General features: G+C 71.8%; 13 protein-coding genes and 1 tRNA gene. 5 read left to right on the top strand and 9 right to left on the bottom strand.

Translation table 11 applies throughout. The features are described from left to right. Window positions 1–510 (bottom strand): MarR family transcriptional regulator (locus AN218_RS01680; protein WP_244900192.1); only part of this gene is annotated, 510 nt, incomplete at its 3' end. Between the two features lie 55 nt (window positions 511–565). Between AN218_RS01680 and AN218_RS01675 the strand changes: the two genes are divergently transcribed. Next, the gene (locus AN218_RS01675; RefSeq protein ID WP_070014632.1) at window positions 566–1,654 is read left to right on the top strand and encodes a Gfo/Idh/MocA family oxidoreductase; all 1,089 of its coding nucleotides are present in this window, start codon (window positions 566–568) and stop codon (window positions 1,652–1,654) included. Between the two features lie 492 nt (window positions 1,655–2,146). On the opposite strand, the gene AN218_RS01670 is transcribed toward AN218_RS01675, so the two are convergent. The 3 genes from AN218_RS01670 to AN218_RS01660 all read right to left on the bottom strand — a co-directional run bounded on the left by AN218_RS01670 (window position 2,147) and on the right by AN218_RS01660 (window position 4,485). Next, window positions 2,147–3,010: a fumarylacetoacetate hydrolase family protein gene (locus tag AN218_RS01670; RefSeq protein ID WP_070014631.1), complete on the bottom strand. Its 864-nt coding sequence runs from the start codon at window positions 3,008–3,010 to the stop codon at window positions 2,147–2,149. Window positions 3,011–3,156: 146 nt separating this feature from the next. Then, entirely contained in the window at window positions 3,157–3,987 is an 831-nt protein-coding gene (locus AN218_RS01665; RefSeq protein WP_070014630.1) for a YidC/Oxa1 family membrane protein insertase, read from the bottom strand. Window positions 3,988–4,149: 162 nt separating this feature from the next. Further along, window positions 4,150–4,485 (bottom strand): DUF6412 domain-containing protein, encoded by a 336-nt coding sequence (locus AN218_RS01660; protein WP_070014629.1) that lies wholly within the window; start codon window positions 4,483–4,485, stop codon window positions 4,150–4,152. 227 nt (window positions 4,486–4,712) lie between these two features. Here AN218_RS01660 and rdgB point away from each other — a divergent pair, with 227 nt between their 5' ends. Continuing rightward, entirely contained in the window at window positions 4,713–5,348 is a 636-nt protein-coding gene (rdgB, locus tag AN218_RS01655; protein WP_070014628.1) for an RdgB/HAM1 family non-canonical purine NTP pyrophosphatase, read from the top strand. Between the two features lie 60 nt (window positions 5,349–5,408). Here rdgB and AN218_RS01650 read toward each other — a convergent pair. The 4 genes from AN218_RS01650 to bcp form a co-directional block, all read right to left on the bottom strand. Continuing rightward, window positions 5,409–5,490, bottom strand: a tRNA-Leu gene (locus AN218_RS01650). Window positions 5,491–5,503: 13 nt separating this feature from the next. Continuing rightward, the gene (locus AN218_RS01645) at window positions 5,504–6,538 is read right to left on the bottom strand and encodes an HNH endonuclease signature motif containing protein (RefSeq protein ID WP_070014627.1); all 1,035 of its coding nucleotides are present in this window, start codon (window positions 6,536–6,538) and stop codon (window positions 5,504–5,506) included. 211 nt (window positions 6,539–6,749) lie between these two features. Then, complete coding sequence (locus AN218_RS34035; RefSeq protein ID WP_079131722.1) at window positions 6,750–8,405, bottom strand: MFS transporter; 1,656 nt, start codon at window positions 8,403–8,405, stop codon at window positions 6,750–6,752. Between the two features lie 215 nt (window positions 8,406–8,620). Further along, window positions 8,621–9,100 carry a thioredoxin-dependent thiol peroxidase gene (gene bcp, locus AN218_RS01630; protein WP_070014626.1) on the bottom strand — a complete coding sequence of 160 codons (480 nt, stop codon included), beginning with the start codon at window positions 9,098–9,100 and terminating at the stop codon, window positions 8,621–8,623. Between the two features lie 396 nt (window positions 9,101–9,496). Here bcp and AN218_RS01625 point away from each other — a divergent pair, with 396 nt between their 5' ends. Next, window positions 9,497–9,871, top strand: a complete 375-nt coding sequence (locus tag AN218_RS01625) for a DUF3618 domain-containing protein (protein ID WP_420855926.1) — start codon at window positions 9,497–9,499, stop codon at window positions 9,869–9,871. Window positions 9,872–9,986: 115 nt separating this feature from the next. After that, window positions 9,987–10,289, top strand: coding sequence for a GroES family chaperonin (locus AN218_RS01620; protein WP_070014637.1), 303 nt, complete (start codon window positions 9,987–9,989; stop codon window positions 10,287–10,289). Here the strand turns inward: AN218_RS01620 and AN218_RS01615 are convergent. Next, window positions 10,280–12,691: a transglycosylase domain-containing protein gene (locus AN218_RS01615; protein WP_171908564.1), complete on the bottom strand. Its 2,412-nt coding sequence runs from the start codon at window positions 12,689–12,691 to the stop codon at window positions 10,280–10,282. The two genes, AN218_RS01620 and AN218_RS01615, sit on opposite strands and share 10 nt — an antisense overlap. A 362-nt stretch (window positions 12,692–13,053) precedes the next feature. On the opposite strand from AN218_RS01615, the gene AN218_RS01610 reads away from it, so the two are divergent. Next, on the top strand, window positions 13,054–13,863 hold the full coding sequence (locus AN218_RS01610) for an ABC transporter permease (RefSeq protein WP_070014625.1): 810 nt from the start codon (window positions 13,054–13,056) through the stop codon (window positions 13,861–13,863). The last annotated feature ends 88 nt before the right edge of the window (window positions 13,864–13,951 follow it).

The following is a 13,951-nucleotide window of genomic DNA, read 5'->3' as shown; positions in this document are numbered from 1 at the left end:
CTCCGCCGGGGGCCCGCCGCGTGTGCCGCCGCCCAGCACCGGGAGCCCCGCGCCGATCAGCCCGTAGACCGCCGACTCGGCGGCGTCCAGAAGCGCTTCGGGACCGGCCCCCAGATCGAGCGGCGCCGTACGGCCCGCGACCACGCCGCCCGAGAGATCGACGAGCACCGCCGTGAGCTGGTCACGGTCCAGCTCCAGGCCCACCGCGTGCCGGGCGCCGGGCGCCAGCCGCAGCACCGTGCTCGGCTTGCCGCCGGTCGAGGCGCGGCGCCCGGCCTCGGTGACCAGTCCGTGCGAGCGCAGCCGTGCCGTGATCTTGCTGACGGCCTGCGGTGTGAGCCCGGTCCGCAGCGCCAACTCGCCCCGGTCCGCGCCCTCTTGGCCCGCGAGGCGCAGCAGTCCGAGCACCCGGGCGGCGTTCCGTCCGTAGGGCACGGCCGGTCCGGCGCCGCCGAAGGCGGGATCACGGGCGGGAAGGCTGCTGCCGCTGGCGACCGGTTCGCTGCTCATGTGGCCATTGTCCGTGTGGCTTGCGCTTACGCAACCGCGTTGCGAAAGTGTGGCCATGGACCGTACGGAAGCAGCCGCCCCTCCTCCGCTCCGCGTGGGCCTCATCGGATACGGCCTGGCCGGCTCCGTCTTCCACGCCCCGCTCATCACCGCGACGGAGGGCCTCACCCTCGACACCGTCGTCACCGCCGCCCCCGAGCGACGGGCCAAGGCGCACTCGGCACTCGGCGGCGACATGCGTACGCTCGCCACCACCGACGAACTCTTCGCCCGCGCGGACGCCCTCGACCTGGTCGTCGTCGCCACCCCGAACCGCACCCACGTCCCCCTCGCCCGCCGCGCCCTCGAAGCGGGGCTGCCCGTCGTCGTCGACAAGCCGCTCGCGGGGACGTCCTCCGAGGCGCAGCAGCTCACGGCGTACGCCGCCGAACGCGGGCTGCTGCTCTCGGCGTTCCACAACCGCCGCTGGGACAACGACTTCCGTACGGTCCGCTCACTCGTCGCCGACGGCGCGCTCGGCGACGTCCACCGCTTCGAGTCGCGCTACGAACGCTGGCGGCCCCAACTCAAGGGCGGCTGGCGGGAGTCGGGCGATCCGGCCGACGTGGGCGGCCTGCTCTACGACCTCGGCAGCCACCTCGTCGACCAGGCGCTCACCCTCTTCGGCCCGGTACGGAGCGTCTACGCCGAGACCGACGTACGCCGCGCGGGCGCCGAGGCCGACGACGACGCCTTCATCGCCCTCACCCACACCGGCGGCGTCCGCTCCCATCTGTGGATGAGCGCCGTCGCGGCCCAACTCGGGCCCCGCTTCCGGGTGCTGGGCAGCGAAGCGGCGTATGTGAAGGACGGCCTCGACCCACAGGAGGCCGCCCTGCGCGAAGGCGCACGCCCCGTACCCGGCGAACGGTGGGGCGTGGAACCGGAGATCGCCTGGGGCACCCTCGGCGACCTCGACGCCCGCCGCCCCGTCCCCACCCTGGACGGCGACTACCCCGCCTACTACGCGGGCATCGTCACCGCCCTCCGCGAGGGCACACCCCCACCGGTGACGGCCCACGAGGCCGTGGCCACCATCCGCATCCTGGAAGCGGCCACCGCCTCGGCCCGCGAACACCGCGTGATGACGACGGACTTGTCCTGACGACGACGGCCGTTGCCGTCAGGAGAACGGCGAAGTACGGGCGTACTACGGGAAGTTCACGAAGCGCGCCCCGGCCGGAACGACCCACCTGAGCCGGAAACAGCCGGAGGATCCACAGAACCCCGAGGTACCGGAGGAGTCAGAGCACGCGGGAGGCACCGGGACCGCACGAGCCGAAGTACCGGACCACGACGGGAAGTTCGAGGAGAACCACGACCGAGCCGAGTGGCGCTGCGCCAGCAGCGACGCGAGGTGAGGGAAACCGACCGGCAGAACGCACGCCACGATCACCCAGCCCCCCCCGCAGCCGGCCGGAACCAGAACACCAAGTCCCCCTGACCGCCCCGAGGTTGAGCGGCCCGCAGGGCCCGCTCTCCCCTGGCCCGGGGCCTGGCCCCGGCCTGACCCCGGGCCGCGGGGTCAGGCCACGCGGCGACCCGGACGGACGTCCGGCCCCGCGGCCCCCGGAATGCGGGGCGCTCGCCCCGCCCCTCACGCCGCGCGCAGCGCACTCCGTTGGCGCCCCAACCCGTCGATCTCCAGCTCCACCACATCCCCCGCCCGCAGATACGGCTTCGGCTCCGGAAAGCCCATCGCGACGCCCGCCGGCGTCCCCGTGTTGATGACGTCCCCGGGCCGCAACGTCATGAAGTGGCTGAGATAGCGCACCACTTCGGCGACGGGGAAGATCTGCTCGGCCGTCGTACCGTCCTGCCGCAGCTCGCCGTTCACCCACAGCCGCAGCCCCAGCGCCTGCGGGTCGGCCACCTCGTCGGCCGTCACCAGCCACGGCCCCAGCGGATTGAACGTCTCGCAGTTCTTGCCCTTGTCCCACTGGCCGCCGCGTTCGAGCTGGAAGGCGCGTTCGGAGACGTCGTTGGAGACCGCATAGCCCGCGACCGCCGCGAGGGCCTCCTCGTGGGAGGAGAGATAGCGGGCGGTACGGCCGATCACCACCGCCAACTCCACCTCCCAGTCGGTCTTTTCGCTGTCGCGCGGCACGAGCACCGAGTCGTACGGGCCGACCACCGTGTCCGGTGCCTTCATGAAGAGGATCGGCTCCTGCGGTATCGCCGCGCCCGTCTCCCGCGCATGGTCGTGGTAGTTGAGCCCGATGCACGCGACCTTGCCGATGCCGGACAGCGGCGGTCCGGTGCGCAGCCCGCCCTCCGCGTCCAGCACGGGCAGCTCCCCGGGCGAGGCCGCCACCGTACGTACGAGCGCGAGCGCCGCGTCGTCGGCGAGCAGCGCACCGTCGATGTCGGGGACGAGCGCCGAGAGGTCCCGCAGGACACCGTCCCCGTCCAGCAGAGCGGGACGCTCCGCGCCCGCCGGTCCCACGCGCAGCAACTTCACGTCTCGACTCCACTCCCGAGGCCGGCCCCGGCGCCGTACGGCCGGCCGGTCCGGCCCGGAGGACCGGCGGCCGGAATCCGGCACCGAAATGTCTCAATCGGAACGGCCGATCCTCCAAGAGGGCGTTCAGATCCACAACCGGGTGTTCACGTAGTGGACCGCCGCCCCCGCGACGGCTTCCCGGACGCACCGTCGCGACGCCCGCCCCCACGCCCCTTCGCCTGCTCCTCCGCCTGCTCCTCCTGCTTCGCCGGACGGCCCGCCCGCAGCGCGGCCCGCTCCACCGCCGTCCACGTCGTGCTCGTCACCACGTACAGCCCGGCGGCGAGCGGCACGAACCCCACCGTCAGCAGCGTCCCGAACGACAGCAGCGGCAGCATCCGCCCCATCGCCGCAGCGCCCGGCACCGACGGAGACGGGGCCCCGGACGAGGAGGACAGACCCGCCGGTACGGACGCGGGCGACGCCGCCATGAGACGGCGCGTCCGCACATACGTCCATGTCGCCACGGCGGCCACCAGCACGAACAGCCCCACGTACACCAGCCCTTGGTCGCCGAACGCTCCGCCCGCCGCCAGCGCGTCACGCCAGCGCCCGCCCAGCGGCGCGCCCAGCAGCGTGTGGCCGAGCAGGGACTCGTCCGTCGTGAAGAGGTGGTACATGGCGAAGAAGACCGGGAGTTGGAGCACCGTCGGCAGACACCCCGCCGCCGGAGAGGCGCCCTCCTTCGCCTGCACCTTCTCCAACTCCCGCCGCAGCCGCTGCGGATCGGAGCCGTACCGGCGCCGCGCCTCGGCCAGCCGCGGCGCCAGCCGGGCCCGTACGCGTTCACCCCGTACGGCGGCCCGCGCCAGCGGATGCAGCACCAGCCGGACGCACAGCGTGAACGCGACGATCGCCGCGGCCGTCGCCGAGCTGCCGAAGAACGGGCCGAGGACATCGGACAGTTCGGTCACAAAGGAAGCGAAAAAAGACATGCGTGAGGCCTCCACGGGTCTCGTCGTGCCGGATCGGAACACCGCGGGACGCGCACAGTGCGCGCAGGACGCGCAGGACGCAGCCGTGCGGTGCGGGAGGAATCGGCGTGACGAGCCGCGCAGACGCGGGCCCGGAGAAAGAGCGGAGAGGGGGCGCGAGCGCTACGCGGCCGTCGCGACCCGGCGGCCCGGTGCTCGCGGACGCGGACGCCCGGCGGCGTCCGGATCACGCTGCGGAAGGAAGGCCGTACGCAGCTCACGGTCCCTGATCGCCGTACGGATACGGCCACTTGGGACGCGCGGCACGGCCACGGCGAGCACGGCGACGGCGCCGAGCACCGAGCGGCACACGAGGACCACCGCGGCGGACGACGCGGCGGCGGTCAGCGCGGTCGTGAGACCGGCGCCGGTCAGCAGGAAGCCCACGAAGGAGAGGACGGCCGCGGAGAGATGGACGCGCCAGGCCCGCAGGGTCACACCCGTACCGGCGTTGAACATGCGCGCTGCCACCTCCCTGCCGCCTCGGGGCGGTTGCTTCCGTCGCCGGGCAACTCGGCCCGTACATCGGCCGGTACATCGGCTCATACGTACGAGATGCCCCGACCGTACGTACGAGAATAGCCTCCCGGCCCGCAGGCGCCACCGGCCCACCCGGCGCCAGGGGCCGGCAACCGGAACCGGAACCGGCAACCGGGGCCCGCGCGGCGCGATGGATAATCGGCGCCATGAGCAGCAGCGCCAACGCCCAGCCCCCGTCCGGCCGCCGGCTGGTCCTCGCCACCCGCAACGCGCACAAGGTCGGCGAACTCCAGGCCATCCTCACCGAGGCCGGCGTCGACTTCGAACTCGTCGGCGCGGACGCCTATCCCGAGATCCCCGACGTCAAAGAGACCGGCGTGACCTTCGCCGAGAACGCCCTCCTCAAGGCGCACGCCCTCGCCCGCGCCACCGGCCTGCCCGCCGTCGCCGACGACTCCGGCCTCTGCGTGGACGTCCTCGGCGGCGCCCCCGGCATCTTCTCCGCCCGCTGGGCGGGACGGCACGGCGACGACAAGGCCAACCTCGACCTGCTGCTCGCCCAGCTCGCCGACATCGACCCGGCGCACCGCGCCGCCCACTTCGCCTGCGCCGCGGCGCTCGCCCTGCCGGACGGCACCGAACGCGTCGCCGAGGGCCGCCTCCGCGGCACCCTGCGCCACGAGCCCTCCGGCACGGGCGGCTTCGGCTACGACCCGATCCTCCAGCCCGACGGCGAGTCCCGTACGTGCGCGGAACTCACCCCCGAGGAGAAGAACGCGATCAGCCACCGCGGCCGCGCCTTCCGCGCACTGGCCGGGGAGATCGCGGAACTGCTGGGCTGAGCGGAGGCGACGGACATACGGCGAGACCCCGCTCCGGTCTACGGAACGGGGCCTCTGCTGTGCGCGAGGAGGGACTCGAACCCTCACGCCCGAGGGCACCGGGACCTAAACCCGGCCCGTCTGCCAGTTCCGGCACTCGCGCTCACCAGCGCAGTCTACTGTCGCACGGGACCCGTACGGGCCGCCTCCCGGCGGCGGTTGCGCCCGCACCATGTCGCCGTGACGGCATGGCAGTTGGGGCACAGATAGCGCAGATTCTCCCGGCGGTTGTCCCGCCAGTCCCCGTTGATGTGGTCGATCTGGAGCGTCATCGGCTGCCCCTCCCAGGACCCGGGGTTGCCGCAGCCTGCGCACGCGTACGCCATGCCCGTCTCGTCGAGTGCCCGGCGCAGCCGCTCGTGCCGCACACGGGGAAGCCCGTCGGGGCGGACGGTGAGCACCCCCCGCGCACCGCCTCCCGCGCCCGACGAGGCGGAGCGCGACGCCGCGCCCTTCACGGGCCGCCGGAAGTGGCCGTCCTCGACACCGAGCCGGCGCGCACGGCGCTGGACCTTCGCACGGTTCGGCTCCGTCACCGGCAGACCCAGCTCCCGCAGCACCCCGGCGTACGAGACGCTCCGCGCCATCGCCTCCCGCAGGTCTCCTTCCGGTATGGCCACGCGGGCATGGGAGAAGTGCGAGACGTCTGCCCCTGCGTCCCGGAGCATCCGCCGCAGCGCGCCGCGCGAGCGTCCGTCGTCGGGGATCCCGAGCGCGCGGGCGAGCGCACGGAGGCTCTCCGCCGACGCTGCCGCCTGCCGCAACTCCGCCGCGGAGAAGGGCAGTTCGGGACCGGACCGGTGCAGGCCCGGGAAGTGGCGCACGTCCAGGCGCGCGGCGGCCACGCGGCGCCGGATATGGGAGAGCGTCCCGGTCGAGGGCGCGGCTCCCAACACGGTCGCGACCTCGCGCAGCGTCGTGGCCGAGGCCACGGCCCGTCGGATCTGCTCGTCCGAGTACTTGGTCCAGGGGCTGCGACGCACGAAGTGACTCGTGTCGAGCCCGTATGCGGCGACCGCGCGCTGCACCGCACGCCGTCGCCCTCCGCTGACCGGCAGACCGAGCGCCCGCAGCACGCCCGCCCAGGTCGAGGCCCCGGTCACCGCCTCCGCGAGCTGCTCCCGCGCGTACCTTCCGCCCGTCTCCCGCATGCCCCCGTCTCCCCCAGCCACCGTGCTCCGCCCCGCCCGGACGCCCGGACATCCGTCGCGGCCTCGCACAGATCAACGACGAAAGGCGGCGACGGTTACGCCGTACGAGTACCGCGTACCGGGCCCGAGCCAGAGCGAGGCCCGGCCCCGACGCGGCCCGAACAGGCCCACCGGACGCGGGAGTCGGAACGCCGTCAGAGCACAGACGCGGTCAGAACGCCGGGGACTGCGGTGCCTGGGAGCGGCGGGCCAGTTCCTTCGCCTCCTGTTGTGTCGCCACCGACGGCGGCGAGCCCTTGAGCGGCTTCTGCGCCGTCTCCTGCATGGCCAGCACCGAGATCACGCCGACGACCGCGAAGAGCGTCGTGTAGTAGGCGGGCATCTGGTCGTCGTCGGTCAGCGCCACCAGGCCGTCCATGACGAGCGGAGTGGTGCCGCCGAAGAGGGACGCGGAGATGTTGTAGCCGATGGAGAGGGAGCCGTAGCGCACGTCGGTGGGGAAGAGCGCGGGCAGGGCCGCGGACATCGTGCCCAGCAGGCACACCAGCGAGAAGCCCAGCATCAGCATGCCGCAGATCACGGAGGGGAAGCTGCCCTGCTTCAGCAGCAGGAAGGCCGGGACGGTGAGGACGAGGAAGCCGAGCATCCCCGTCATCAGCAGGGGCTTGCGTCCGTACCGGTCGTTGAGGCGTCCCACGCGGTTGATGACGCACATCATCAGCAGCATCGTCCCGACGAGGATGAACGTGCCGTGGCTGGGCTCGTAGTGGAGGGTGTCGGTGAGGTAGGTCGGCATGTACGACAGCAGCATGTAGTCGGTCACGTTGTACGCGCCGACGAGGGCGATGCACAGGACGAGCACCGCCCACTGCTCCTTGAAGATCTTCGAGAACTCCCGCCGTGGGGCGTTCTCGGACAGATGCGGCTGCGGTGGGACGGCCTGCGGTGCCGGTACGCCGTCGCCGGGAGGACCGGTCCCGTCGGACTCTCCGGTGGCCTCGCTCCTCTCGGCCCCCGAGGGCACTCCGGTGCCTCCGAATACCTCCGCCCCCTCGCCCCGTACCCCCTCGCGTGCCTCGCGCGCGTCCCGCGCCTCCCGTGCCATCCGCTGGAAGGCCGGCGTCTCGTCCAGCTTGAGCCGCAGATAGATACCGACGACGCCGAGCGGTCCGCCGACCAGGAACGGGATGCGCCAGCCCCAGGAGACGAGGTCGTCCGCGCTGAGGGTGTACTGCAGGACGGCCGCCATGGACGCCGCGGCCGAGTAGCCGGCCAGGGTGCCGAACTCCAGGAAGCTGCCGAAGAATCCGCGCTTCTTGTCGGGCGCGTACTCGGCGATGAAGGTCGAGGCGCCGCCGTACTCGCCCCCGGTGGAGAAGCCCTGTAGCAGCCGGAAGAAGATCAGCAGGACCGGTGCCCAGACGCCGATGGTGCTGTAGCCGGGGATCAGGCCGACGCAGAAGGTGGCCGTGGCCATCAGCAGCATGGTCGCGGCGAGGACCTGTTTGCGGCCGATGCGGTCGCCGAGCGGGCCGAAGAAGAGGCCGCCGAGCGGCCGGACGATGAAGGTCACGGCGAAGGTGCCGAGCGAGGCGAGGGTGCGGGCGCCGCCGTCGAGTCCGGAGTAGAAGACGTCGCCGATGGTGACGGCGAGGTAGGAGTAGATCCCGAAGTCGAACCACTCCATGGCGTTCCCGAGCGAGGCGGCCTTCACGGCGCGCTTGACGGCCTGTTCGTCGGTGACGGTGATGTCGCTGCGGCGCCAGGCCGGGTTCAGGCGCCGGCGGATGGCCCTGAAGAGCGTCGGGTGGCGTTTGACGGCTTCCGGATCGTGGCCGAGGGATTCCCCGTTGTGGCTGCCCGGCATGGAGCGGAACCTCCTCTGCTTCCTCGCGGCGTTGTTCCGACCACGGCGAGGCGGATACCCCTGCACTCCGTACGCACACTGTCGCCCCGCGCCCCTCCCGCCGCCACCGCGGGTGCCGTTGCGGGCACTCCGCGGCGAGCAGAGGCGGGAAGGGACACGGGGCGAGGCCGTGTGTGCCCTCGTGTGCAGAGGACAGAGGACAGTGGGCAGGCGCGTCAGGCGCCCTGCCCCAGTTCGAGGTCCTTGATCAGCTTGGCCACGTGGCCCGTCGCCTTGACGTTGTAGAGGGCGCGTTCGACCGTGCCGTCCGCGTCGACGATCACGGTGGAGCGGATGACGCCGGTGACGGTCTTGCCGTAGAGCTTCTTCTCGCCGTAGGCGCCGTAGGCCTGCATGACCTCCTTCGAGGGGTCGGCGACGAGCGTGACGCCGAGGTCCTCCTTCTCCCGGAACTTCGCGAGCTTCTCGGGCTTGTCCGGGGAGACGCCGATGACGTCGTAGCCGGCGTCGGCGAGCAGCGCGAGGTTGTCGGTGAAGTCGCAGGCCTGCTTGGTGCAGCCCGGTGTCATCGCGGCGGGGTAGAAGTAGACGATCACTTTGCGACCGGAGTGGTCGGCGAGCGACACCTGCTTGCCGTCCGCGTCCGGCAGCGCGAACTGGGGGGCGGTGTCGCCGGGCTGGAGTCGCTCACTCATCTGTTGTGCTCCGCTCCTCGCTGGGGCTTGTTCGGTAGGGCCGTCCCGGTGCGTACGTGTCGTCACGTACGGCCGTCGCCGGTCCCGAGAGTAGCCGCAGCGGTCCGCCGGCGGGCGTCGACGGGGGTGCCGCGGGCCCGTGCCCGCGGTGAGCTGACAGACTGTACGGCAGTCCCGCCACGGGCCGGGCACGCGGCCGCAGCCGTTTCGCGGCGTCCGCTTCCGGTGTGTGCGGGGCGAGTTCGGCGTGACCGGTACGGGGAACGCGACGGGTCGGGTACGGCCGTGCCGCCCTCTCGACGGGCGCACCTCCCCGGTCGTGGGACCGGAGGGGCGGCCGACTGCCGTGGCCCCGGGCCTCGTTGGCCGGGTGGACGACGTGGTGACGCAGGACGTATGACGGCTCACGAGGACGTGAGCGACGGAACGATCGACGGAGGCGGCGCGGTGCCGGAAGCCAGGACTCCCGCGGACATCGAGGCGGACATCGTCAGCAGGCGGCGTGAACTCGCCGCGACGCTCGATGAGATCGCCGTACGCGTGCACCCCAGCACGATCGCGGGGGACGCGAAGGCGAAGGCGTTCGGTGCGGTCGACCGCACCGTGGGCCGTGCGTATGTGGCGGCCAACCGCGCGGTGGCGGACGTGCGCTCGCAGTTCGTCGACGAGGAGGGGGCGCCGCGGCTGGAGCGGCTGATCCCCGCGGGGCTCGTCGCGGTCGCCGTCGTGGGCGGGCTGTTGGCGCTCTCGGTGCGGCGCCGTCGCCGCTGAAGCCCTGATATACGGTCTAGCCGTGAGTTCCGAAACCTCTACCGGCCGAGCGGCCTCCGGCGCGGAAGCGGGCGGCGGCGCGGGCATCGAGCGCCATGACAAGCTGCCGATCCGGATGCTGCACGACCGTGTACTGGTCCGCACCGACATCGAGGAGGGCGAGCGCCGTTCCTCGGGCGGGATCGTCATTCCCGCGACGGCGGCGGTCGGACGACGGCTGGCCTGGGCGGAGGTCGTGGCCGTGGGGCAGAACGTCCGCACGGTCGAGCCCGGTGACCGTGTGCTCTTCGACCCGGAGGACCGGGCGGAGGTCGAGGTGCGGGGCACCGCGTACGTCCTGATGCGGGAGCGCGATCTGCACGCGGTGGCCTCGGAACGGCTCCAGGGGTCGGAGGACTCGACGGGGCTCTATCTGTGACACCGGCACCGGCGCCGCGCCGACTGCGGCCCCGGATCCGGCACCGGCCTCGGCACCGACTCCGACTCCGCGTGCCGTCGCGAACACCGGGCCGCGCGCCGTGACATGAGCCGTCCCGCGCTCCCCCGCCGGCTGACGGCCGCCGTTCCGCGGCGCACCGCACCCGCTCCCGTCAGCCCCCGGTCTCCCACTCCCCGCCGGTGTCCCCGCCTCCCGACTGCGCCGTACGCGCGGCCGAGGCGGGTCTGCCCGTGGTGTTGCCGCCCTGCCANCCAGCCGCCTCCGGGGTCGCCCGTGGTGCCGTTGTTGTCGCCGCCGGTCTGTCCGCCGTCGGTGTTGCCGCCTTCGAGGCCGCCCGTCGGAGGTGTGCCGGGGTCGGTGGGCGGTCCGGTCGGCGGGGTGCTCGGGGTGCCGGGGTCGGTGGGCGGCGTCGTCGGTCCGGTGGTGGGCGGCGGTGAGCTGCCGGGGCCGCCGTCGGTGGGCGGTGCGCTGGGGTCGCCGCTGTCCGGGGGCGTGCTGCCGGGGATCTCGGCGTCGCCGCCGGTCTTGAGGTCGAAGTCCCGTACGGGCTTCCCCTTGAGCGCGGCCTTGGTGTAGTCGCCCCAGATCTCGGCGGGGAAGCCGCCGCCGTTGACACGGTCCAGACCCGCGGCCCCGTAGAGGGACTTCTGTACGCCGGTGTCGGAGTTCTGCCCCATCACGCTGATGACGGTGGCGAGTTCGGGGGTGTAGCCGGCGAACCAGGCGGCCTTGTCCTCCTCCGCGGTGCCGGTCTTGCCCGCGGCGGGGCGTCCGGCGCTGCGGGCGGCGGTGCCGGTGCCGCCGTCGACGACCTTGCGCAGTACGGCGGTCGTGGAATCGGCGGCGCTGCGCTCGACCTGTTCGGAGACGTCGCGGTCGGGCAGGTCGATGACCTCTCCGCCGTGTGTGGCCTTCTCGACGAGGCTGTAGTGGCCGCGCTTGCCGTGGTTGGCGAGCGTCGCGTACGCCTCGGCCATGTCGGTCGTGGAGGCGGTGGCGACGCCGAGCGCGATGGAGCCGTCCTCGGGCATGTTGGGGGTCTTCTCGGGGAGTCCGAGGTCGACGGCGGTCCGCTTGACCTTCTTCGGGCCGACGTCGACGCCCATCTGCGCGAAGACGGAGTTGACGGACTTGTTCATGGCCAGGGTGACGGGGATCTGTCCGTAGGACTTCTTGTCCTCGTTCTCCGGGGCGTAGTCGGTGCCGTGGCCGTCGCTGATCACTTCGCGCTTGTTGGTGCCGTCGTAGACGGTGTTGGCGTTGATGCTGCGCCCGTCCTGCGTCTTGGAGTCGTTCTGCAGGGCGGAGGTGAAGATGAACGGCTTGAAGGTGGAGCCCACTTGGTAGTCGCGGCGGGTGGCGTTGTTGACGTACTGCTTGGTGTAGTCGACGCCGCCGTACATCGCGACGATCTTCCCCGTCTTCGGGTCGACCGAAGTGCCGCCCGCGCGAACGTACTTGTCGACCTTGCGCTTCTTGTCGAGCTTGGACATCAGCCGGTCCTCGACCGCCTTGCCCATCGCCTTCTGGCGCTTCGGGTCGAGTGTGGTGGTGATGCGGAAGCCGCCCGCGGCCAGCCGGCGTTCGTCGATGATGCCGTTGCCGATCAGATAGTTCTTGACGGCTTCGACGAGATAGCCGCGCTGGCCCGCCATACCGGTGGCCGGCTTGGCGCGGCCCGGCTCGGGGAACTTCATCGACGCGCGCTCGTCCCGTGCGAGCCAGTGCTTCTCGGTCATGCCGTCGAGGACGTAGTGCCAGCGGGCCAGGGCGCGCCGGCGGTTCTCGGGGTGCGCCTCGGTGTCGTAGGCGTTGGGCGAGTTGACGAGCGCGGCGAGGTAGGCGCCCTCGGCGGTGCTCAGGTCTTTGGCGTCCTTGCCGTAATAGGCCTGTGCGGCGGCCTGGATGCCGTAGGCGTTACGCCCGAAGTAGCTGGTGTTGAGGTATCCCTCGAGGATCTCGCCCTTGCTGACCTCGTTGTCGAGCTTCAGCGCGATGAAGAATTCCTTGGCCTTGCGGGTGAGCGTCTGGTCCTGATTGAGGTAGTAGTTCTTGACGTACTGCTGCGTGATCGTGGACCCGGACTGTTTGCCGCCGCCGGTCACCATGTTCCAGCCGGCGCGGACCATGGCCTTCGGGTCGATCGCGGATTCCTGGTAGAACTCGCGGTCCTCGGCGGCGAGTACGGCTTCCTGTACGCGGCGGGGCACCTGGGAGAGGTCGATGTTCTCCCTGTTGATCTCGCCGTCGCGGGCGATCTGGGAGCCGTCGGAGTAGAGGAAGACGTTGGTCTGCGCGGCGGCGGCCTTGTTCGCGGGCGGGATGCTCACCAGCAGATATCCGGCGAGGAGCACGCCGCACACGAGGACGAGCAGGATCATGATCCCGCCCAGCGTCCACCGCCAGGTCGGCAGCAGCCGGCGGAATCCGGTCCTGCCGCTCCCGGCGTCGCCGGCTGCTTTCGGCTCGTCGCTCATCTCTCCTGGGACCCCTCGTCCGAATTCGGGCGATCCGGTCATGACGCCCAACGGTCTGACGCGTGCCTGGCTCGATCGTCCTGCTCACCGGGGTCGGTCGTACGCGAGCGCGGCCCCCGTCACTGTACGTGCCACGGCCCCGAGGCCGTGCACGCGAATATTCGTTGGCTGCCCGCTTCCCGGGTGGGCTAGGCTCCCTCGTTTCCCAATCGTGAGAAAGCCACGAGGAACCACTACTGAGATAGACGGAGAAAGGCTTCAAAAGGATGCGCCTGAGAGGCGTTTATTTCGCCGTGGCCGCAGGCAGCTTTCGCCGGTACGCGACCTACCGGATCGCGACGGCGGCCGGTGTGTTCACCAACACAGTGTTCGGGATCATCCTCGCCTACACCTTCACGGCGCTGTGGAGCGAGCGTCCGCACCTGGGCGGTTACGACCAGTCACAGGCGCTGACCTTCGTGTGGACGGGACAGGCGATCCTCGCCGCGGCGGCGTTGATCGGCGGAGGGTTCCAGGAGGAGCTGCAGGAGCGCATACGTACCGGCGACGTCGCCGTCGATCTGTACCGGCCCGTCGATCTCCAGATGTGGTGGCTCTCGGCGGACCTCGGCCGGGCCGCCTTCCACCTGCTGGGCCGCGGCATCGCCCCGGTGGTCGTCGGCTCGTTCCTCTTCGAACTGGCCCTGCCCGTCTCGCCGTTGGCGTGGCTGGCGTTCCTGGTCTCGGTCACGCTCGGGGTCGTCACGGGCTTCGCACTGCGCTATCTCTTCGCGCTGAGCGCCTTCTGGCTGCTGGACGGCGCGGGTCTGAACATGCTGAGCACGCTGCTGAGCATGTTCTTCTCCGGGATGCTGCTGCCGCTGACGGTCTTCCCCGGCGCCTTCGGCGAGGTGGTGCGGGCGCTGCCGTGGGCGGCGACGATGCAGGTCCCCGCGGATGTGCTGCTGGGCCAGTACGAGGGGGCGCGGTTGTCGGAGGCGTACACGTTCCAGGCGGTGTGGGCGGTGGTGCTGATGGCGGCGGGCCGTGCGCTCCAGTCGCTGGCCACGCGGAAGGTGGTGGTCCAGGGTGGCTGAGCCGCAGGCGGATACGGATGGGGTTACGGAGACGGAGACGGCTTCCGCGGCCGCACGGGCGGTGCCGGCGCCCGCCGGGTCGGTACGG

Origin of the sequence: Streptomyces nanshensis (assembly GCF_001751255.1) — a bacterium.
Lineage (GTDB): Bacteria > Actinomycetota > Actinomycetes > Streptomycetales > Streptomycetaceae > Streptomyces > Streptomyces nanshensis_A.
Note: the sequence above shows the minus strand (reverse complement) of the source record. Positions and strands in the feature narration are given on the sequence as shown.

What these genes read in the sequence shown, in the direction of transcription:
- rdgB (WP_070014628.1), top strand. Translation starts at nt 4,713, where the DNA reads ATGAGCAGCAGCGCCAACGCCCAGCCCCCGTCCGGCCGCCGGCTGGTC.
- AN218_RS01625 (WP_420855926.1), top strand. Translation starts at nt 9,497, where the DNA reads ATGACGGCTCACGAGGACGTGAGCGACGGAACGATCGACGGAGGCGGC.
- AN218_RS01665 (WP_070014630.1), bottom strand. Translation starts at nt 3,987, where the DNA reads ATGTCTTTTTTCGCTTCCTTTGTGACCGAACTGTCCGATGTCCTCGGC.
- bcp (WP_070014626.1), bottom strand. Translation starts at nt 9,100, where the DNA reads ATGAGTGAGCGACTCCAGCCCGGCGACACCGCCCCCCAGTTCGCGCTG.
- AN218_RS01675 (WP_070014632.1), top strand. Translation starts at nt 566, where the DNA reads ATGGACCGTACGGAAGCAGCCGCCCCTCCTCCGCTCCGCGTGGGCCTC.
- AN218_RS01645 (WP_070014627.1), bottom strand. Translation starts at nt 6,538, where the DNA reads ATGCGGGAGACGGGCGGAAGGTACGCGCGGGAGCAGCTCGCGGAGGCG.
- AN218_RS01660 (WP_070014629.1), bottom strand. Translation starts at nt 4,485, where the DNA reads ATGTTCAACGCCGGTACGGGTGTGACCCTGCGGGCCTGGCGCGTCCAT.
- AN218_RS01610 (WP_070014625.1), top strand. Translation starts at nt 13,054, where the DNA reads ATGCGCCTGAGAGGCGTTTATTTCGCCGTGGCCGCAGGCAGCTTTCGC.
- AN218_RS01620 (WP_070014637.1), top strand. Translation starts at nt 9,987, where the DNA reads ATGCTGCACGACCGTGTACTGGTCCGCACCGACATCGAGGAGGGCGAG.
- AN218_RS34035 (WP_079131722.1), bottom strand. Translation starts at nt 8,405, where the DNA reads ATGCCGGGCAGCCACAACGGGGAATCCCTCGGCCACGATCCGGAAGCC.